The sequence below is a fragment of the Methylobacterium sp. P3_A11 genome (genome assembly GCF_056403155.1).
Genome location: NZ_JBFUGA010000017.1, coordinates 57,098 through 76,350 on the forward strand (window position 1 = coordinate 57,098; position 19,253 = coordinate 76,350).

Consider the following 19,253-nt stretch of genomic DNA (forward strand, 5'->3'; position numbering starts at 1 on the left):
CGCCGTCCGGAATCCGTGAGGCAGCATGACCGGGCATCGCAGGCTTCGTCCCCTCCTCTCCGCCGCGGTCGCCCTGGCTCCGCTCTGCGCCGGCCCCGCGCTGGCCCAGGAGCGCGGAGAATTCATGCGCGACGCCCTGTCGGGCATCGGCCTCCTGGAGAAGCGCCAGGATCCGATCGACTACCACGAACGGCCGCCCCTGGTGATGCCGCCCAAGCTCGACGGGAAGGCCCTACCCCAGCCGCGGGCGCGCTCCACCAGCACCGCCTGGCCTAAGAATCCCGAGATCGTCGAGCGCGAGCGCGCCGCTGTCGAACGGCGCAATCCCAGAGGGGCGCAGGCCCAGGGCCGCTACGACGACAACAACGCCACGCTCTCCGTGGACGAGATGCGCAGCGGACGCCGGGCCGGGGCGGGCCTGGTGACCAGCCCCGAGCGCAAGCCCGGCGACAACAACCGCGACGACAGCCTGCTCAGCCCCTTCGACCTGCTCAAGGGCAAGAGCGCCAACGCTGAGCCTTCCGACATCGAGCCGAGCCGCGACACCCTCACGGATCCGCCCACCGGCTACCGGCAGTCGCCGAAGCAGCTGGTCCGTCCGCCCTCGAGCGATCCGATCAACAACGCCAGCCGCGAACGCGAAGAGGCGGATCCCGGCGCGTATCTCCGTCAGCGCGCGCAGCAGTGACGGGGGCGCCGTGTCGCCGTTGCAACGGCGCTGCGGCATGGCAACATGAGATCATCGTCCCGGTGCGGTTCTTGCGCGCCGGCGACCAGGACGGCCCCGATCCGCGCACGCGTCCCGACGCGAGACGCTGCGGCCCGGGGCCGGCAGAAGGAAAGCGGAATGCACCTGTTCAGGAAGGCGACGCCCCAACTTTTCCCGCTGCGTCCGGGCCAGTCCTTCGGCGGCAGCGCCGGCCGGGGCGAGGCCGCGCCGTTCGGGCGTTCCGAGGCGGGCGGGCCGGAAGTGACGGCCTTCACCCTCGACAACGGCCTCGACGTGGTGGTCGTCCCCGATCACCGGGCGCCCGTCGCCACCCACATGATCTGGTACCGCAACGGCTCGGCCGATGATCCGCTGGGCCAGTCGGGCATCGCCCACTTCCTCGAGCACCTGATGTTCAAGGGCACCGAGAAGCACCCGGTGGGGGCCTTCTCCAAGGCGGTGTCGGGTCTGGGCGGCCAGGAGAACGCGTTCACCAGCTACGACTACACGGCGTATTTCCAGCGGGTCGCCCGGGATCACCTCGGCACCATGATGGCGTTCGAGGCCGACCGCATGAGCGGCCTTGTCCTCGACGACGCCGTCGTCGCCCCCGAGCGCGACGTCGTGCTGGAGGAGCGGCGCATGCGGGTCGAGACCGACCCCTCCGCCCAGCTCTCCGAGGCGATGGCCGCCGGCCTGTTCGTGCACCATCCCTACGGCATCCCGATCATCGGCTGGATGCACGAGATCGAGGGCCTGAACCGCGAGCACGCGCTGGCCTATTACAAGCGCTTCTACACCCCCGAGAACGCCATCCTGGTGGTGGCCGGCGACGTGACCCCGGACGAGGTGCGTCGCCTCGCCGAGGACACCTACGGCCGCGTGACGCCCCAGGGTGCCCGGCCCGAGCGCCTGCGGGCGCGGGAGCCGGAGCCGAAGGCCCTGCGCCGCGTCGCCGTCGCCGACCCGAAGGTCGAGCAGCCGACGCTGCAGCGGCTCTACCTGACCCCGTCCTGCATCACCGCCCGCGACGGCGGCTGCCACGACCTCGAGCTCCTCGCCGAGGTGTTGGGCGGCGGCTCGACCTCGTACCTCTACCGCAAGCTGGTCATGGAGACCGGTCTCGCGGTGAATGCCGGCGCCTGGTACATGGGCTCGGCGATCGACGACACCCGCTTCTCCGTCTACGCCGTGCCCGCCGAGGGCGTGCCCCTGGAGAAGCTGGAGGAGGCCGTCGACCGGGTGCTGCGCCGCGCGCCGTCGGAGGCCCTCGACGCCGAGGCGATCGAGCGCGCCAAGACCCGCCTCGTGGCCGAGACCGTCTACTCCTCCGACAGCCAGTCGTCGCTGGCGCGCATCTACGGTTCGGCGCTGGCGATCGGCGAGACCATCGAGGAGGTCCGCCGCTGGCCGACCGACATCGAGGCGGTGACGCAGGACCGCCTGAAGACCGCCGCCGAGCGCTGGCTGACGCCGGCCCGCTCGGTGACCGGCTACCTGACCAAGGCGCAGGATCCGGACGCCCCGGTCGCGATGGCCGCCGAGTAGCCCCCGGCGCGTCCCGCCCGGCCCCTCGGAGGGCCGGAACGGGGCGTGTGCCGAACGGGAGCCCTGGCCCGCTCCGCCGTCGCCCGAGAAAGAGACACGAGGTTCCCATGAGCTTGGCCGAGACTCTGGTCGAGACCGCCGCCCCCGCCGCTAACTCGCCCACGACGGCGCTGCCGGTGACGACCGCCCCCGGCATCGAGGCGTGGCACGTCGAATCCCCCGTGGTGCCGATGATCGCCCTGGCCTTCACCTTCGAGGGCGGTGCCGCCCAGGACCCGGAGGGCAAGGCCGGCTGCGCCCAGATGCTGGCGCGGCTCCTCGACGAGGGGGCGGGCGACCTCACCTCCGACCTGTTCCAGGAGCAGCTCGCCGCCCGGGCGATCGAATTATCGTTTCATGCCGGAGCCGACGCGGTCGGTGGCTCGCTGAAGATGCTCGTCAAGCACGCCGACGAGGGCATCGCCCTCCTGGCCCTGGCGCTGGCCAAGCCTCGCCTCGACCCCGACGCGATCGAGCGGGTGCGCGGCCAGATCGTCGCCGGCCTGCGCTACCAGCAGAACGATCCGGGCGTCCTCGCCTCCCGCCGCTTCTTCACGGAGGCGTTCGCCGGCCATCCCTACGCCCGCCCCTCCTCCGGCACCGTGGAGAGCGTCGCGGCGATCACCCGGGACGACCTGCTGGCGATGCATGCCCGCATCATCGGCCGCGGCCGGGTGAAGGTCGCGGCGGTCGGCGCCATCGGCGCCGAGCAGCTGGCCGAGGGCCTCAACCGCGCCTTCGGCGCCCTGCCGGAGGCCGGGGCGCTGACGGCGGTGCCACGGACGGAGGTCCAGGATCTCGGCCGCCGCATCGTCGTCGACCTCGACGTGCCCCAGTCGGTGATCCGGTTCGGCATGGCCGGCGTGCCCTGGCGCGACCCGGACTTCATCCCGGCCTACGTGCTGAACCACATCCTGGGCGGCGGCGCCTTCACGTCCCGCCTGTTCCAGGAGGTGCGTGAAAAGCGCGGGCTGGCCTACTCGGTGGGGACCTCGCTGGTCAGCCACCGCTCGGCCGCGATGACCTGGGGCTACACCGCCACCAAGAACGAGCGCGTTGGCGAGGCCCTCTCGGTGATCGGCGACGAGATTGGCCGGCTCATCGCGGACGGGCCGGACGACGACGAGCTGCAGAAGGCCAAGGACTACCTGACCGGCTCCTACGCCCTCGGCTTCGACACCTCGACCAAGATCGCCCACCAGCTGGTGCAGATCGCCTTCGAGGAACTGGGCATGGACTACATCGCGCGCCGCAACGCCATGGTGGCGGCCGTGACCCAGGCGGACATCCGCCGCGCCGCCGCCCGTACCTTCGCGGACGGCCGGATGCTGGTCGTCGCCGCCGGCCGGCCGGTCGGGCTCTGAGGGGCGGGCCGCGCGTCCCAGGGCGCGCGGCCGTCTTTTCAGGCGCAGCGGACCGCGTATGGGGCGCCCGTCGTTCGGCGCCCCGCCGCCCGCGATGACGTCGAGGGCCGCATCGACCGAAGGCTTCGACCGGTGACCGTAGAGCCCTGAAGCCATCGACGGCTTCGGCGGCGATGGGACCGGGGGCCGTGGTTTCGCCATCTGGCCCGCAGGTCGCCGCCTCCGGACCCCGCGCGGGGCGCAGCCGACCCAGACGGCCGACGCCGGGATGTCGAACCGGTCGGTGCAGGCGTCGTTCGGGCTCCCACGCGCCCCGGCCGGGCGACACCGGCTCCGTTCCGCGACGGCGCCGTCCTCGCAACGGCGCTGCGGATCCTTACCTGAGGCGCATCGGCGTCAGACCCGGGATCGACATGCAGCTCACCGGCATCCACCACCTCACCGCGGTGACCGCCCGCGCGGCCGAGAACGTCGCGTTCTACACGGGCACGCTCGGCCTGCGCCTCGTGAAGAAGACGGTGAACCAGGACGACGTCTCGGCCTATCACCTGTTCTATGCTGACGGGCTCGCGAGCCCCGGGACCGACATCACCTTCTTCGACTGGCCGGCGCCCCGGGAGCGGCGCGGATCGAACAGCATCACGCGCACGCATCTGCGCGTGCCCGGCGAAGGCGCGCTGGCCTGGTGGCATGCCCGGCTGCGCGAGGCCGGGATCGTCGCGGCGGAGCCCACCGCCCGCGACGGACGCCTGACCCTCGATTTCGAGGATCCGGAAGGCCAGCGCCTCGCCCTCGTGGACGATGGGGGCACCGGGCCGGAGCACCCCTGGGACGGCTCACCCGTGCCGGCGGCCTACCAGATCCGCGGTCTCGGGCCGATCCGCCTCGCCGTGCCGGACCCGGACCGCACCGCGGCGGTGCTGACCGCGGTGCTCGGCCTGCGCCGGGTGCGCGCCTTCGAGACGCCGGAAGGACCCGTGGCCGTTTACGCCATGGGTGATGGCGGCCCCGCCGCGGAGGTCCAGCTCCAGGCCGACCCCTCCCCGCCGGCCCGGCAGGGGGCCGGCGCCGTCCACCACGTCGCCTTCCGCATCCCGGACGCGGATTACGAGGCGTGGGCCGACCGGCTCCGGGCGGCGCGGGTGCCGACCAGCGGGCCGGTGGACCGCTACTACTTCCGCAGCCTGTACTTCCGCGAGCCCAACGGCATCCTGTTCGAGATCGCCACGGACGGCCCTGGCTTCACCGCCGACGAGCCCCTGGAGACCCTGGGCGAGCGCCTCGCCCTGCCGCCATTCTTGGAGCCACGCCGGGCCGAGATCGAGGCCGGGCTGAAGCCGCTCCGGCCCGGCCCGGCCGGCTGATCGCACCGGGGGGGCGGCCGGCGGCAACCCTCCCATGTCCGGAGCGGTGCTGCAGACATTCTCCGAGGACGCTAAATATTCGAACGATTCCAGGTCGTTCACTTCTTTCGTGGGTGTGATCCCGGCACGCCTTGACGGGCGTGCTGCAACTGCGAAAGAAGCAGCGCACGTGTGTTTGTCATCCGGATCCGGGCGGGCTCTGTCGCCGAGGATCCACCCYCGCCCGAGCGGGGCGGCGGGGATCCGCCGCACCACGGACCCCGAATCGTCGGGACCGTGAGCCGAGCATCAGAGGATTCGAGGACTGATCCGTCGATGAGCAAGTTCTACGAGGAGCGCGTTCTGTCGGTGCACCACTGGACCGACAATCTGTTCTCGTTCCGCACGACCCGCGATCCGGCGTTCCGCTTCCGCAACGGCGAGTTCACCATGATTGGCCTGGAAGTCGAGGGCCGGCCGCTGCTGCGCGCCTACTCGGTGGTCTCGGCCAATTACGAGGAGGAGCTGGAGTTCTTCTCGATCAAGGTCCAGGACGGCCCGCTGACCTCGAAGCTGCAGCACCTGAAGGTCGGCGACCCGATCATCGTCGGCAAGAAGCCGACCGGCACCCTGGTCCTCGACAACCTCCTGCCGGGCAAGAACCTCTACCTGCTCGGCACCGGCACCGGGCTCGCGCCGTTCCTGTCGATCATCAAGGATCCGGAGGCCTACGAGCGCTTCGAGAAGGTCGTGCTGGTCCACGGATGCCGGCAGGTGCAGGAACTCGCCTACGGCGAGACGATCACCGAGACGCTGCCCCAGCACGAGTTCCTCGGCGAGATGATCTCGAAGCAGCTGATCTACTACCCGACCGTGACCCGCGAGCCGTTCCGTAACCGCGGCCGGATCACCGACCTGATGGTCTCGGGCAAGCTGTTCGAGGATATCGGCCTGCCGGAGATGTCGATCGAGAACGACCGCTTCATGCTGTGCGGCAGCCCCGACATGATCCGCGACACCCGCGAGCTGCTCTCGGGCCTCGGTTACGAGGAGGGCAACCACGGCGAGGCCGGTCACTACGTGATCGAGAAGGCCTTCGTGGAGAAGTAGGCCTTCCCGCCATCCGGCTTCGGTTTCAGCCCGGTGCGGTCCGCCGCGCCGGGCTTTTTCGTGCCCTGTGCCGTCGACGGCGGGAGAGGCCCGCGCGCAAAGCGAGGCAATCCCGCCGGGCGGAGGCCGGCCCCACCGCCGTTGCGCGCCGTCGAGAATCGTCGCAGGCGGCGCGAGATCGGACCGCGGCCGCACCGGCCTATTGTTGCACGCCCGGCAAGCCGTCCGCGAAGGGTCCGCCGCCGGCGCTGAACAGCTTGCGCAGGAAGCCCGGGGCGATCGCCGAGAGCGGGTTCACGCTCACGTCCGGCGCGGCGAGCTTGCCGGAGACGCGGAAATTCACCGCGAACAGGCCCTCGTTGTGGCCGCCGCCGAGCAGCGGCCCGAGGAGCGGCAGCTGCGAGGCGACGTTGTTCAGCCCGTAGAGCGGCACGAAGGTGCCGGTCATGTCGGTGCGCTCGCGGCCGGTATCGAGCCAGCCCGACAGGGTGAAGCCCATGGCGGCGTTCGAGATCGCCGCGTCGCTGAAATCGACGCGGGTGCCGGTGCGGACGAAATTGGCGCGCATGCGGTCGAAGGTGACGTCGCCGGCGCCCCGGCCCGGGGCGACCCGGCGACCGCGGGCCGCGTCCGTTTCGGCCGGCTCCGGCCCCTGCGCCATGATGCTCGACAGGGCCGGCTCGTTGCGCAGGATGAAGTCGCGGATCTGTACGACGCCGGATTGCGGGCCGTCGTTGAGGCCGATCCCGGCCGTGAGCCGCCCGCCATACATCCGCCGGTACACGTCGACGAACCGCAGCGTCGCGCCGGCATCGGCCGTCTCCACCGCGAGGGTCGGCACGCCGCGCTCGCCCCGGGTGACCGTGGCGGCGAAGGGCGAGGTCCGGAAGCGCCCTGAGATGGTGGCGGCGCGCAGCGTCTTCCCGTGCAGGGAGAGTTTCAGGTTGGCGCCGGTCAGGGCCTCCTCGTTGAAGCCGGTAACGATCGGCACCTGGATGTCGGCGTCGATATCCTTCGGGTTCGCGTCCTTCGGCTCGCGGCCGCCCTTCGCCTCGGGGGCGCCCAGCGATTTCAGGAACGGCCGGGCATCGGCCACCGCGCCCCGGACCACGACCTTGTAGCCGCTGCCGGTCCGGTCGAGGCTCACCCGCAGGTCGTCGCCGGGGGACAGCTTGACGCCGGTGAAATCCGCCCGCTCCAGGCCGCCCTCGGGGGTGATCGAGACGCTGCCGCGCGCCGTCGCCGGCCCGGCATCGAAGGTGACGTCGCGCAGCTCCAGGGCCTGGCCGCTGTCGACCAGGGTGAAGCTCAGGCGGCCTGGCTTGCCCGGGGGCTTCGTCAGCCCCGGGACCAGCCCGTCGATCCCGGCCTTGGCTAGATCCGCCTCGACCCGGATCGGCGGCTTGCCGCTGCCAGGTCGGCCGATCGGCACCACGGCGCGGACCGGGATCGTGCCGCTCAGCTGCGGCGCGGTCGGCAGACCCTTGCGGCCCCGGACCGCATCGTCGAGCAGGACGTTGACCACCGCCTCGCCCGGCTGGCCGACCTTGGGCTGGCGCAGGTCCACGGAGATCGGGGCGCCCGCGACCCGGCCGTCGCCCTTGAGCCCGAAGGCGCCGCGGTCGTACGACAGGGAGAACTTGCCGGCCTCCAGCCGGTCCTTGCCCATCACCTTGTCGACCGAGAGGTCGGCCAGGGTTCCGGTCAGGGTCACCGGCAGGTCGGGCAGGTCGGGGATGTGCTTGAGGTCGAGGGGAAAGTCGACCCGCATGTCGGCGCTGCCCTTGATCGTGGCCGGGTCGAGATCGACGCTCATCACGCTCTTGAACAGCTTGGCCTGGAGCACCGAGGCCATCCCGTCGGCACCGCCGGAGAGCCGCATGCCGATCTGCGCCACGACCCGGTCCGGGGTGATCTGCGGGATGACGAAGCTGCCATCCGAGATGGCCAGTCCCCGCCCGTCCGGCCCGTGGACCTCGGCGGTCACGTTGCGCACGGTGGTCGAGCGCCCGGTGATGACGCCGACGACGTTGCCCTTGGTCACCGGCGGCGCGTCGGCGGTGACGTCGATGGCCGCGTCCGAGACGTGGAAGTCGATATGGACCGCATCGTCCGGGGCCGGATCGCCCCGGGTCGCAGCGGCCAGGACCGCACCCGACATCTTCACCTTGATGTCGACGGAATCGACCCGGCCGCGCCGGAGCTGGTCCACCAGGTAGGTGCGGGCCGGCGGCGCGATGTGTTCCGGCCACAGGCGCAGCCCGGTCCGGACCTCGCCGTCATGGCCGACGATGTGGAGGTTGAGGCCGCCATCGTCGGCCGTCGTGCCGATCGTCCCGGTGATCGTGCCCGTCACCCCCGGCGCGGCGAGGTTGAGCGCCTCGATGGCGATGCCGCCGTCGCGGCCTGAGAGCTGCGCCTCCATCGCATCGATCTTCACCGGCGCGTCCTGCGGCGTCGCCCCGCGCAGGATGGCGTCGCGGCTCGCCAGCGTCGCGGTCCAGGTCGTCGGCGCATCCGGGGGGCTCCCCTTCCACGCCCCGGCCAGGTGCACGGCATTCCCGGCGCCGCGATAGTCCAGGCCGGAGAGCGACATCACGCGGCCGGCCTCGTCCCAGTCCAGGGCGGCGTCGACGCTGTCGACCGTGACGGGGTTGAAGTCCTTCTCCTCGATCAGGAACGTGCCGTCGCCGGTGTGGAGCTTGGCGTTCATCGTCGTGATGCGACCGGCCGCGAGGCTGACATCGGCGCGGGCCGAGACCTTGAGGTCCGTGGTCAGCGGCAGGCCGGACTGGCCCGAGAGCAGCAGGAGGTCGGTCACCGGCAGATCGTCCAGGGTGATGACCCCCGAACGCACCTGTCCCTCGCCGCCGTCGCGCAGCGCGCCGCCGAAACGCCATTCCCCGTGCGGCCCGTCGAGCCGCAGCTCGAAATTGCGCGTGCCGTTGACCGGATCGCGCCCGAACAGCCCGTTGACCCGCGCGAACACCGCGCGCTCGTGGCCGTCCTCGTCGATCAGCCGCAGCCGCGCGTCGGTGACGCGGGCGCGGTCGAGGGCGCCGACCACGCCGCCCGGATCGAGGACGACCCCGAAGATCGACGCGATGGCGGCCGAGAGCGGCGAGACGGTGCCCCGCACCCCGTCCACGCTCGGCGGCGTGTGCGGGGCGACATCGACCGGATGGTTGGCCTCCGAGGCGGCGAAGGCGATGGAGCCGTCCCGGTGCAGCAGCGCGGTGGTCTGCGTCTCGCGGAACTCGATGGAGCGGGGCTGGAGGTTGAGCCGCAGGAGGCCCCAGAGATCGAGGCTGACGAGCGCCAGGGGCGCGCGCACCACGAGGTCGCCCTGCGGGTTGCGGATGTCGAGGCCGGAGAAGCGCAGGCTCAGTGCGTTCTCGCGGTCGAGTTCCAGGCTGCTGCCGCGGATCCCGATGCTCCAGCCGGGGCCGATCCGCTCGGCGACCGCGGCCGCGACGCGCCGCGACAGGCCATCGATCTGCAGCGGCCCGTTCGACAGGCGCAGGGCCACGAGCCCGATCCCGCCGCCGAGGAGCAGCACCAGCGCGAGGGCGCTCGCGAGGCAGACGCCACCCACGCGCCGCGCCCTCCCCCGAGGCCTGCATGCCGACGTTGTCTCGTCCGCCATCGGGACCTTTGTTCCGGGGTCTCTGCGCGCGGCGCCCTCGGGCACCGCGGCCGGTGGATTGAAGCGCGTCCGCGCTTTACAGCGGCCGCGACTCCGGGCTTGGCTCGGACGTGCGCGGCGCAATCGCTCGGGGCCGCGCCCGAGATCAGTTGCACATCATCAATCGGCCGAAAGGAAGGCACGATGCCGCTGTCAGAGGGGGAACGCGCGCCCGATTTCGACCTGCCCGCCTCCGGCGGAGGGCGTATCGGACTGTCCGCGCTCAAAGGTCACAAAGTCGTGCTCTACTTCTACCCGAAGGACGACACGAGCGGCTGCACCCTGGAGGCCCAGGACTTCAACGGTCTGCTGCCGGCCTTCGCGGAGACCGACGCCACGGTGATCGGCCTGTCGCCGGATCCGGTGAAGAGCCACGACAAGTTCTGCGCCAAGTACGGGCTGACCTTCCCGCTCGCCGCCGACGAGGACAAGGGCGTGCTCGAAGCCTACGGCGTCTGGGTGGAGAAGAGCATGTACGGGCGCAAGTACATGGGCGTGGAGCGCACCACCGTGCTGGTCGACCGCGAGGGGCGCATCGCGAGGATCTGGCCGAAGGTGAAGGTCCCGGGCCACGCCGAGGCCGTGCTGGCCGCCGCCCGCGCCCTGCCCTGACCGGCCGCTGCCCGGGCGCGACGGATCCTTAACCCTACTGGGGTCTGAATGGCGGCTCCCCCCGGGGCCGTCCCGATGCATCCTCAGACCTTGCTTTCGCGCTCCCGGCCGCACAGGGCCGCCGCCTGGCTCGCCGCCGGCCTGGCTCTGTCGCTGGTCTGGGCGTCCGGTGCCACCTACCTGATCGTGTTCCACGACGACGTGCTCGCGGGCTTCGTCGCGCGGCAGACGGCCCTGCGTGACGCCTACGAGACGCGCATCGGCGAGCTGCAGGACCGCCTCGACCATGACCGGGACGACCGGGCCGGGAGCGAGGCGGGCTTGGCCGATCGGGTCGCGGCCGCCCTGGCGCACCAGGCCGAGCTGGAACGGCGCATGGCAGCCCTCGCCGGCCTCGAACGGCAGGCCCAGACCGACCCCCTGACCACCGACCCCCTCACGACCGGCGCGCTGCCCGATCCGTTCGACGCGCCGCCAGATTCGGTCCAAGACGGGCTGCTCCTGCGTCCGTCCGGGGACGCAGCCGCGGAGCGGCCCACCACCCATCCCCTGCCCCGCCGCAGCGCCCGCGAGGTGGAGACTGGGCTGATCCGGCTCGCGGCGCGCCTCGAGGGCGTGCAGGCGGCGCAGGGCGAGCGCCTTGCCCATCTCGGCGCCCGCGCCGGCGACGCGGTGCGGCGGCTGCGCGGGCTGATCGGCCGCACCGGCCTCGATCCGGACCGCTTCGACACCCCGGCCCCGGCCGCGGGTCTCGGCGGGCCGCTGGTCCCCCTGGACGGTCGCGTCCTGGACGGCGCCGGCTTCGCGGAGGGCCTCGCCCTGGCGCGGCGGACGCTCGACGACGGCCAGCGCCTGCGCCGCCTCGCCGCCACCCTGCCCCTGGGCCGGCCGATCCGCGGGGCCTCGACCGTGTCGAGCCCGTTCGGCACGCGGCTCGACCCCTTCACCCGGGGATTCGCCCTGCATACCGGGCTGGACCTGAAGGCGGAGTACGGCGAGCCCGCCCGCGCCACCGCGCCGGGCCGGGTGGTTACCGCCGAGGCTGCGGGCGGGTACGGCAACATGGTCGAGATCGACCACGGTCACGGCCTGACCACCCGGTTCGGTCATCTCGCCCGTATCGCGGTGCGCCCCGGGCAGCGCGTGGCCGCGGGCGACGTGATCGGCGCCGTCGGCTCGACGGGGCGCTCCACCGGGGCGCACCTGCATTACGAAACCCGCATCGACGGCGAGCCGGTGGATCCGCAGCGGTTCCTGGAGGCCGGCGCGACCGTCGTGGCGGCCCGGCTCGGCGTCGACTGAGCCCGTCTCCGGGATGGCCGCGCCGTGAGCCTCTCCCGGTCGCGATCGGGGCCGCCATGGCCTCCGGTCCCGCCTGATCGTGGACCCGATCGCATCTCGGATCGCGGTCCGGCGCGCGGATGTGGGCTGGACGATGCGGGTCGCCGGACCGGACGACGCGATCGCCCGTCCGGAGCGCGGGGGCGCCCTGCGGCGAGGCGACGCCCGCGCCCGGGTGGCCGTCTGAGCCGGTGCTGTTGCGGGCGGCCGGCCCGGTGCTACCATCGGGTCGAGATCGGGGATCGGCGATGGCTCTGGCCGCGAAGCACGACGTGCGGATGGATGTGTCCGAGTTCAGGCTCTGGATGGAGAGCCGGCCCGAGCACGAGCGCTGGGAGCTGCTCGACGGCGAGCCGATGCTGATGGCGCCGCCGCGGGAGCGGCATCAGGCGATCGCCGCCAACTTGATCCGCCGAATCGGCGATCTCGCTGACGGCAGGGGCTGCCGCGCCCTGCCGGGTCTCGGGATCCTCAGCGCCGCCATGGACGATTTCGCGCCGATCCCCGACGTGGTGGTGCGGTGCGGGCCGCTGCTGCCGGAGGGCTACGCCGCGGATCCGCTCCTCGTCGCCGAGGTGCTCTCGCCCTCGACCATGAGCCTCGACCGCGGCCGCAAGATCGACTTCTACCGGACCGTGCCGAGCCTCGCGGTGCTGCTGATCGTCTATTCCGACGAGGCGCGGGTCGAGGTCTGGCGGCGCGCGGGGGACGACTGGAGCGTCGCGGCCCTCGGGCTCGACGGCACCCTGTCGCTGCCGGAACTCGACGGCGCGGTACCGGTGCGCGACATCTATCGTGGCCTCGCCTTCTGACCGCCCACACCCCACCTCATCGAACGGCGACGCATCAAGGCACCGAGACTTGCCCCATTTCGAAGACTTCTACGCGGCCAAGCTGCGCGGCTCCCTCGGCGTGACCGACGCCGACTCGGTGCTCGACCTGCGCGGCGCCAACCGGGCGACCGCCGAGGCCTCCCTCAAGGATATGCTGGAGCGCAGCCGCTTCGCCAAGGGCAAGACCGTGGCGATCCGGCTCGATCCGCCCCCGGCGGGCGGGGGCGAGACCCTGTTCCAGCCGGCCGGCCGCCTGCTCCTCGACGCGAAGCGCCGCGGCCTGATCGAGCGCCTCCAGACCCTGCCGGCCCAGGACGGGCTCGGCTTCTACGTGTCGCTCGCCGGACGGGCCGACCGGACGCCGATGTAGGGGGTCCGGATCTTTGCGCCGGCAACGGATCGGGCGCGCGCCGCCGGGCGTTGATGGGTCCCGCGTCACCGGATGCCCCCCGTGTCGAACCCCCGTTCCCCTGCCGCCCGGTGCCGCCGATGAGAGCCCTTCCCGGCGGTCGCAACACGATCGAGCGCATCGCCCGCTTCGGCTACGGCGCCCGCGGCGCGGTCTACATCGTGGTCGGCGGCCTGGCCCTGCTGGCGGCCCTCGGGCACGGCGGTCGGGCCGGCGATAGCAAGGACGCCTTGCGCGCCGTGCTCGCCGGGCCGTTCGGTGCCGCGATCGTCGGACTGATCGCCCTCGGCCTCCTCGGCTTCGCCCTCTGGCGCCTCGTGGAGGGCATCACCGATGCCGACCGGCGGGGCACGTCGGCCAAGGGCCTCGCGGTGCGGGGCGCCCACCTGATCAGCGCCGCGCTCTACCTCGGCCTCGCCGCCAGCGCGGCCTCGCTGAGCCTCGGACTCGGCATGGGCGGCGGCGACGGCATGCACGATTGGACCGCGTGGCTCCTGGGCAAGCCCTTCGGCCGCTGGCTCGTGGCTCTCGGCGGCCTCGCCATCGTCGGGGGCGGATTCGGCTTCCTCGGCAAGGCCTGGCGCGGCGACGTCACCGACCGCCTCGCCCTCGACGCGCAGGCCCGCGCGCGCTGGGCCGGCCCGATCGGCCGGTTCGGCTACGCGGCGCGGGGCCTGGCCTTCCTGATCATCGGCGGGTTCCTCGTGGCGGCGGCGTGGCATCAGCGCTCGTCGGACGCCAAGGGGCTGGCCGAGGCCTTCGCGCTGCTGCGCGCACAGCCCTACGGTTGGGTGCTGCTCGGGCTCGCCGCGGCGGGCCACGTGGCATTCGGGGCCTTCGGGCTGATCCAGGCCCGGTACCGGCATATCGAGGCCCCGGACATCGACCGTGTGGACGATGCGGCCGGCGCCGCGGCCCGGGCGCTGACCTGAGCCCGGCAATTCGGAGGGCGTTCCGATTGTAATCGGCCGCACGCGCCCCAAGTCAAAGAGACCCTCCGCGCAATCCTGTGCCCTGGGCAACCATGCGGAGGAAATGATGGCCAGAATTTTGATCACCGGCCGGGCGCAGATTGTGACCACGGAAGACTTTAACGAACGCGTGAAAATTCTGATGGTCGACAAGGCCGATCCGGTGAAGGGCCGCACGTATCAGAAGAACTTCAAGTCCGGGTTCGGCGGCAGCCTGGTCAGGTAGGTCTCTCGCCGGTCGCGCGTCCGTGTGGCGCGGGGCCGGCACCGCGCGTTGACAGGGCCGGTGCCGCGGCGGATACCCCGCGGCATCCCATCCGGCACCCGATGCAGCAGCGCCTCTACAAGACCGCGGTGATGGTGGCCCACGACCTCGCGGCGACCGCTGCCGCCGTGGTGCTCACTTTCCTGTTCCGCTTCCACGGCGGCATGCTCGCCGAGCGCCTGCACGCCCTGCCCCTGCTGCTGCCGCCGTTCCTGCTCTTCGCCGGCCTCGTCTACGGGCGCTTCGGGCTGTACCGGACGAAGTGGCGCTTCGCCTCGCTGCAGGATCTCGCCGGGATCGTCCGGGCGGCGAGCGTGCTGGCGCTGGCGCTCCTGGTGACCGACTGGGTCCTGGTCTCGTCCGACCTGTACGGGTTCTATTTCTTCGGCAAGATCGCGATCCTGCTCTACTGGGTCCTGCAGATCTTCTTCCTGGGCGGCACGCGGCTCGCGTTCCGCTACCTCAAGGACACCCGCTCCCGGCAGTCGAGCGCCCGGGCCGCCACGGTCCCGACGCTGCTCCTCGGGCGCGGCGCCGACATCGACGTGCTGATCCGGGCGATCGAGGCGGGCTCTGTGCGGAAACTCGCGCCGCGGGGCATCCTGTCGCCCCGGGCGGACGAGCGCGGCCAGTTCATGCGCGGCGTGCCGGTGCTGGGCGGCTTCCCGGATCTCGAGCGCGTGGTCGCCGACCTCGCAGGCCGCGGCGAGCCGGTGCGGCGGCTGGTGGCGGCTCCGAGCGCCCTCGTGCCGGAGGCGGCGCCGGACGACCTGATCGCCCGCGCCCGGCGCCTCGGCCTGCCCCTCGCCCGGGTGGTCGGCCTCGGCGAGGGCCTGCAGGGGCCGGAACTGGCGCCCCTGGAGATCGAGGACCTGCTGCTGCGGCCGACCGTGGCGATCGACCGGCCGCGCCTGGAGGCGTTCCTCGCCGGCCGCCGGGTCGTGGTGACCGGCGGCGGCGGGTCGATCGGCTCGGAGATCTGCCTGCGGGCTGTCGCCTTTGGGGCCGCCGCCGTGCTGGTGCTCGAATCCTCCGAGCCGGCGCTCCACGGCATCCTCAGCCACCCGGCGATCCTGGCCGCGGAGGCGGAGGTGACCGGCGTGCTGGCCGATATCCGCGACCGGGAGCGGACGCGCGCGGTGATCGCGGCGTTCCGGCCGGACTACGTGCTCCATGCCGCCGCGCTCAAGCAGGTGCCCTACTTGGAGCGGGACTGGCAGGAGGGTATCAAGACCAACGTGTTCGGCTCGATCAACGTCGCCGAGGCCGCGGTGGCGGCCGGCGCCCGCGCTCTGGTGATGATCTCCACCGACAAGGCGATCGAGCCGGTGTCCCAGCTCGGGGTCACCAAGCGCTTCGCCGAGATGGTCGCCCAGGCCCTCGACGCGGAGCAGTTGGCCCAGGCCAGCCCCGCGACCCGGCTGATCGCCGTGCGCTTCGGCAACGTGCTGGGCTCCGTGGGCTCGGTGGTGCCGGTGTTCAAGGCGCAGATCGCCCGCGGCGGCCCGGTGACCGTCACCCACCCCGACATGGTCCGCTACTTCATGACCGTGCGCGAGGCCTGCGACCTCGTGCTGACGGCGGCTTCCCACGCCGACGGCGAGGCCCGGGCGGGCGCGGAGCGCGCCGCGGTCTACGTGCTCAAGATGGGCCAGCCGGTGCGGATCGCCGACCTCGCCGAGCGGATGATCCGGCTGGCCGGCTTCGAGCCCGGCGCGGAGATCGAGATCGCCTATACCGGCGCCCGGCCCGGCGAGCGGCTCAACGAGATCCTGTTCGCCCGCGAGGAGCCCCGGATCGCCCTGCCGGGCATCGACGGGGTGATGGCGGCGCGGCCGGTCTTCGCCGACCGGGACCGGCTCGATGCCTGGGTGGCGCGGCTGCGCGACGCCGTGGCGGCGGGCGACCGGGCGGCCGCCGAGGCCGTATTCGAGGCGGCGATCCCGCACTTCCGCGAGCGTGCCGTCCTTCGTGCCGGGGCGCCCCAGGCGGCCGCGGAGCCGAACGGCGATGCGCCGCGCGCCGACGCCACGTCCGCCGTCCTCGGCTGATCCGGCCGGCCCCAAGATCGTGCCTTGGGCCGACCCGGCCCTCAGACCGTCGCGATCGGCGTCGTCGGCGAGCCGACGGCGCCGGGCAGGCGCAGCGGCGGGGCGGTGAGCAGGAAGCGGTTGCGGCCGTGGGCGCGCAGCCAATCGGCGAGCGGCGTCAGGTGCCACAGCTCGCCGAGATTGACCCCGAGCTTGAACAGGCAGTGCTCGTGGAGCGGCAGCGTCGCGCAGCAGGCGGGGCCGGGACCCGCCGGGTAGGCCTCCACCGCGTAGTTGTCGGCGATCAGCGCGCACAGGCCGGTGCGAGTGATCCAGTCGAGCAGGCGCGGATCCCGCCCGTCGAGCCCGGCGCAGAGATTGTGGACCTGCTTCGGGTCCGGCTCGCCGCCCATGGCGATCAGCCGCTCGGCGAAGCCGGTGTGCAGGCAAACCATGTCGCCGGGCTCCACCACGACGCCGTCGGCCTCCAGGATCCGGGCGAGCTGGTCGTAGCCCACCCGGGTCTTGGCGTCGCCGAGATGGGCGCGCAGGTCGATCATCACGGCCCGGCCCTGCATGCCGGTCTCGGCCAGGCGCTCGATCCCGAGTTTCTTCGCGCGGGACGGCTGGTCGGCCGCCGCCACGCTCTCAGGCCCGACGATGTCCCGGCCGCCGCGGAAGCCGTTGTAGAAGGTCGGGCGTGAGCCGGTGCCGTCCGCGTCGAACAGCGACCCGACATGGGCCAGCGAGTCCCACTGCGTCGAATATTGCAGGTGGATCAGCGCGCGGTCGTCGCAGATCACGTCGGTGGCGCCCTCGACCTCTTCGCAGACCGGGAAGTTCATGTTCGGCCGGCCGTTGGCGCGGCGGGTCGGGGTGATCTGCGGCGGGTGGCGGCGTGGGTTCAGGACGTTGCCGCCCGGCAGGTCCAGCGGCAGGCTGAGGCAGAAGGTCAGGCCCTCCCGCACCTCGGCGACGCCCTGGCGCACCTTCTCGGGGGTCAGCAGATTCAGCCGCCCGCGCTCGTCGTCGGAGCCGAAATCCCCCCAGGTCGAGCCCTCTGGCCGGCGGGTCCAACGCAGGGTCATGGGTTCGAGCCCCGGCTCGACAGGGCGCCGTGGCCCGGGGCGGTCCCGGGCGCGTCCGCGCATGCGTTCCTCACCTGTCCGTGCCCTTGTGTGAGGCCGTCGGACCCGCGACACGCGGATCGACCCGGAGCGTAGGGGCGGCGGTCCGTGCCCGGAAGCCCGCGGGCGGACAGTGTGGGCGTCCTGAAACCGGCGCCGGGATCAATGCCTGCGGATCTCAGGCTCCGACGCGGCGGCTGCCACCGGGAAGGGGACGATCACGCGAAACCAGCCCCGGGTCTCCTCGTTGTGCTGGCGATCACCGGCGTGGCTGAGGGTGTCGCGGGCGACGATCTCGCGCGTCACGAAAGTCTGCACGATCACGGACCCGAAATTGTAGCCCACGAGGCCTCCCGCCGCGATGTAGCCGTCCCGCTGGAAGCTTGCGAACAGCCGGTCGCGGCGGTTCACCGCCAGGTCGGTGTAGCCGAAGGCCACGGCGCCGATCTCGAAAGGCCCGAACTTCTTCGTCGCCGTGAGGTCGAGGTTGACTTGGTCCGCCAGCGGGATCGGGCCGATCGCCGCCCCGACCGGGCCGCCGAACCGGCCATGCGCGTCGAAGGGCCGGTTGTAGGTGAGGATCGCCGAGAGGTTGAGGCTGCCGTCGCCCACATAGGTGGCGGCGACGCGCTGGGTCATCGTCGCCGACGCGGCCTGCGCGATCAGCGGCGTGCCGCGGAGTCCCAGGCCCAGCGAGCCGCGGTCGCCGTAGGGCAGGTAGGCGCCCGCGACGTACGAGACGCCGAACCCGCCGCCGAGGTTCCAGGCGAAGATGCTGCCCAGGAACGGTGTGTAGAAGGTGCTGACCTCCTTGTTGGGGATCGGGGCCGGGAAGTGGGTGTTGATGAACACCGACGGGAACGCCACCACCGGCTCGATCCGCGCGCCGAGGATCTTGAGCGGCGACGCGTAGATCAGGAACGGGATGTTGACGCCGACCTCGGCGGCGTCGCGGCGGTCGGCCCGTCCCCAGCTGAACGTGTCGAAGGCGTAGAAGCCCTCCGGCAGGGGCAAGCCCGGCGCGAGGCCGACCTGCTCTCCAGGCTGCGTCACGGCGGCGGCGTATGCCTGGCCCCCCTGGCTCAGGGCGATCACCGCCAGAGCCGCCGTCACCGTGTCCTTGAGCATCGCGTCCCCCTTCCCGACGCTCCGGGGCGCATCTGCCGAGGAGTCCGGTCCGGACACGATCTCGACACCACGACCCTGTTCTGGGGCTGGCCTGCGCGACGCCCGGCAGGTCGCGCGGGAGGGCGAAGGGCGCCCGTCCGCGGCGGGGATCGTCGCCTCCCGTTGCCGGGCCGCAACAGCGTCCCGGGGCGGAGCCCGGCGCGAACGACTGGCCGGAAACGTCACACGCCCCACGCCGCCGGCCCCTTGTGATCCCTCGGGCGCCGGCTACAGTCGGCCCCAAGCCCGCGAATAAAAAATTCGGGCACGAGGGAAGAGGAAATGCCGATGGCCGAGACCGCGCATGCCGTCGCCCGGCGCGCCCAGATCCGGCGCGGGCTGCCCGCGTTGCTGGCGGTCGCTTCGATGCTCGCGGGACCCGCGCACGCCGCCGACCCGATCAAGATCGGCGTGATCGCCGAGGCGCARTCSGTGGYCGGMGCCTCGATCCCGCAGGCGGTKCAGCTCGCCGCCGACGAGATCAACGCCAAGGGCGGCGTCGAYGGCCGGCAGATCCAGGTCGTCACCTACGACGACAAGAGTTCCGCCTCCGACGCGGTCCGCGCCTTCCAGCGGGCGGTCTCGGAGGACAAGGTCAACCTCGTCATCGCCAGCTACATCTCGGAGGTGGTGCTGGCGCTGATGCCCTGGGCGGCCCGGCTCAAGACGCCGATGATCACCCCCGGCGCCGCCTCCAACG

General features: G+C 72.4%; 17 protein-coding genes. 14 read left to right on the forward strand and 3 right to left on the reverse strand.

Annotated features, from left to right (window positions below; genetic code table 11):
• The first annotated feature begins 25 nt into the window (after window positions 1-25).
• From AC1DXK_RS08165 to AC1DXK_RS08185, 5 genes are all read left to right on the forward strand, one after another.
• A complete protein-coding gene (locus AC1DXK_RS08165; protein ID WP_457105127.1) occupies window positions 26-688 on the forward strand; it encodes a hypothetical protein in 663 nt (220 codons plus the stop codon).
• 159 nt (window positions 689-847) lie between these two features.
• The gene (locus AC1DXK_RS08170; RefSeq protein ID WP_457105126.1) at window positions 848-2,257 is read left to right on the forward strand and encodes a M16 family metallopeptidase; all 1,410 of its coding nucleotides are present in this window, start codon (window positions 848-850) and stop codon (window positions 2,255-2,257) included.
• A 107-nt stretch (window positions 2,258-2,364) separates the two neighbouring features.
• On the forward strand, window positions 2,365-3,660 hold the full coding sequence (locus tag AC1DXK_RS08175; RefSeq protein ID WP_457105125.1) for a M16 family metallopeptidase: 1,296 nt from the start codon (window positions 2,365-2,367) through the stop codon (window positions 3,658-3,660).
• 413 nt (window positions 3,661-4,073) lie between these two features.
• Complete coding sequence (locus AC1DXK_RS08180) at window positions 4,074-5,024, forward strand: ring-cleaving dioxygenase (protein WP_457105124.1); 951 nt, start codon at window positions 4,074-4,076, stop codon at window positions 5,022-5,024.
• Between the two features lie 315 nt (window positions 5,025-5,339).
• Window positions 5,340-6,113 carry a ferredoxin--NADP reductase gene (locus AC1DXK_RS08185; RefSeq protein WP_457105123.1) on the forward strand — a complete coding sequence of 258 codons (774 nt, stop codon included), beginning with the start codon at window positions 5,340-5,342 and terminating at the stop codon, window positions 6,111-6,113.
• 199 nt (window positions 6,114-6,312) lie between these two features.
• Here the strand turns inward: AC1DXK_RS08185 and AC1DXK_RS08190 are convergent, their stop codons facing one another.
• Window positions 6,313-9,759 carry a hypothetical protein gene (locus tag AC1DXK_RS08190; protein WP_457105122.1) on the reverse strand — a complete coding sequence of 1,149 codons (3,447 nt, stop codon included), beginning with the start codon at window positions 9,757-9,759 and terminating at the stop codon, window positions 6,313-6,315.
• A gap of 183 nt (window positions 9,760-9,942) precedes the next feature.
• Here AC1DXK_RS08190 and AC1DXK_RS08195 point away from each other — a divergent pair, with 183 nt between their 5' ends.
• The 8 genes from AC1DXK_RS08195 to AC1DXK_RS08230 all read left to right on the forward strand — a co-directional run bounded on the left by AC1DXK_RS08195 (window position 9,943) and on the right by AC1DXK_RS08230 (window position 16,280).
• Entirely contained in the window at window positions 9,943-10,410 is a 468-nt protein-coding gene (locus tag AC1DXK_RS08195) for a peroxiredoxin (protein ID WP_457105121.1), read from the forward strand.
• A 75-nt stretch (window positions 10,411-10,485) separates the two neighbouring features.
• Complete coding sequence (locus tag AC1DXK_RS08200) at window positions 10,486-11,712, forward strand: M23 family metallopeptidase (protein ID WP_457105120.1); 1,227 nt, start codon at window positions 10,486-10,488, stop codon at window positions 11,710-11,712.
• A gap of 79 nt (window positions 11,713-11,791) precedes the next feature.
• Entirely contained in the window at window positions 11,792-11,938 is a 147-nt protein-coding gene (locus AC1DXK_RS08205) for a hypothetical protein (RefSeq protein WP_457105119.1), read from the forward strand.
• A gap of 61 nt (window positions 11,939-11,999) precedes the next feature.
• Window positions 12,000-12,563 (forward strand): Uma2 family endonuclease, encoded by a 564-nt coding sequence (locus AC1DXK_RS08210; RefSeq protein ID WP_457105118.1) that lies wholly within the window; start codon window positions 12,000-12,002, stop codon window positions 12,561-12,563.
• 49 nt (window positions 12,564-12,612) lie between these two features.
• The gene (locus AC1DXK_RS08215; protein WP_457105117.1) at window positions 12,613-12,954 is read left to right on the forward strand and encodes a hypothetical protein; all 342 of its coding nucleotides are present in this window, start codon (window positions 12,613-12,615) and stop codon (window positions 12,952-12,954) included.
• Between the two features lie 119 nt (window positions 12,955-13,073).
• The gene (locus tag AC1DXK_RS08220) at window positions 13,074-13,925 is read left to right on the forward strand and encodes a DUF1206 domain-containing protein (protein WP_457105116.1); all 852 of its coding nucleotides are present in this window, start codon (window positions 13,074-13,076) and stop codon (window positions 13,923-13,925) included.
• Between the two features lie 106 nt (window positions 13,926-14,031).
• The gene (locus tag AC1DXK_RS08225; protein WP_457105115.1) at window positions 14,032-14,190 is read left to right on the forward strand and encodes a hypothetical protein; all 159 of its coding nucleotides are present in this window, start codon (window positions 14,032-14,034) and stop codon (window positions 14,188-14,190) included.
• A 101-nt stretch (window positions 14,191-14,291) separates the two neighbouring features.
• A complete protein-coding gene (locus AC1DXK_RS08230) occupies window positions 14,292-16,280 on the forward strand; it encodes an SDR family NAD(P)-dependent oxidoreductase (RefSeq protein WP_457105114.1) in 1,989 nt (662 codons plus the stop codon).
• Window positions 16,281-16,321: 41 nt separating this feature from the next.
• Here the strand turns inward: AC1DXK_RS08230 and AC1DXK_RS08235 are convergent, their stop codons facing one another.
• Both AC1DXK_RS08235 and AC1DXK_RS08240 read right to left on the reverse strand, forming a co-directional pair.
• On the reverse strand, window positions 16,322-17,347 hold the full coding sequence (locus AC1DXK_RS08235; protein WP_457105113.1) for a cyclase family protein: 1,026 nt from the start codon (window positions 17,345-17,347) through the stop codon (window positions 16,322-16,324).
• Between the two features lie 201 nt (window positions 17,348-17,548).
• On the reverse strand, window positions 17,549-18,514 hold the full coding sequence (locus AC1DXK_RS08240) for a transporter (RefSeq protein ID WP_457105112.1): 966 nt from the start codon (window positions 18,512-18,514) through the stop codon (window positions 17,549-17,551).
• A gap of 327 nt (window positions 18,515-18,841) precedes the next feature.
• Here AC1DXK_RS08240 and AC1DXK_RS08245 point away from each other — a divergent pair.
• A partial coding sequence (locus AC1DXK_RS08245) for an ABC transporter substrate-binding protein (protein WP_477297402.1) occupies window positions 18,842-19,253 on the forward strand: 412 nt, incomplete at its 3' end.

What these genes read in the sequence shown, in the direction of transcription:
- AC1DXK_RS08165 (WP_457105127.1), top strand. Translation starts at nt 26, where the DNA reads ATGACCGGGCATCGCAGGCTTCGTCCCCTCCTCTCCGCCGCGGTCGCC.
- AC1DXK_RS08170 (WP_457105126.1), top strand. Translation starts at nt 848, where the DNA reads ATGCACCTGTTCAGGAAGGCGACGCCCCAACTTTTCCCGCTGCGTCCG.
- AC1DXK_RS08175 (WP_457105125.1), top strand. Translation starts at nt 2,365, where the DNA reads ATGAGCTTGGCCGAGACTCTGGTCGAGACCGCCGCCCCCGCCGCTAAC.
- AC1DXK_RS08180 (WP_457105124.1), top strand. Translation starts at nt 4,074, where the DNA reads ATGCAGCTCACCGGCATCCACCACCTCACCGCGGTGACCGCCCGCGCG.
- AC1DXK_RS08185 (WP_457105123.1), top strand. Translation starts at nt 5,340, where the DNA reads ATGAGCAAGTTCTACGAGGAGCGCGTTCTGTCGGTGCACCACTGGACC.
- AC1DXK_RS08190 (WP_457105122.1), bottom strand. Translation starts at nt 9,759, where the DNA reads ATGGCGGACGAGACAACGTCGGCATGCAGGCCTCGGGGGAGGGCGCGG.
- AC1DXK_RS08195 (WP_457105121.1), top strand. Translation starts at nt 9,943, where the DNA reads ATGCCGCTGTCAGAGGGGGAACGCGCGCCCGATTTCGACCTGCCCGCC.
- AC1DXK_RS08200 (WP_457105120.1), top strand. Translation starts at nt 10,486, where the DNA reads ATGCATCCTCAGACCTTGCTTTCGCGCTCCCGGCCGCACAGGGCCGCC.
- AC1DXK_RS08210 (WP_457105118.1), top strand. Translation starts at nt 12,000, where the DNA reads ATGGCTCTGGCCGCGAAGCACGACGTGCGGATGGATGTGTCCGAGTTC.
- AC1DXK_RS08220 (WP_457105116.1), top strand. Translation starts at nt 13,074, where the DNA reads ATGAGAGCCCTTCCCGGCGGTCGCAACACGATCGAGCGCATCGCCCGC.
- AC1DXK_RS08225 (WP_457105115.1), top strand. Translation starts at nt 14,032, where the DNA reads ATGGCCAGAATTTTGATCACCGGCCGGGCGCAGATTGTGACCACGGAA.
- AC1DXK_RS08230 (WP_457105114.1), top strand. Translation starts at nt 14,292, where the DNA reads ATGCAGCAGCGCCTCTACAAGACCGCGGTGATGGTGGCCCACGACCTC.
- AC1DXK_RS08235 (WP_457105113.1), bottom strand. Translation starts at nt 17,347, where the DNA reads ATGACCCTGCGTTGGACCCGCCGGCCAGAGGGCTCGACCTGGGGGGAT.
- AC1DXK_RS08240 (WP_457105112.1), bottom strand. Translation starts at nt 18,514, where the DNA reads ATGCTCAAGGACACGGTGACGGCGGCTCTGGCGGTGATCGCCCTGAGC.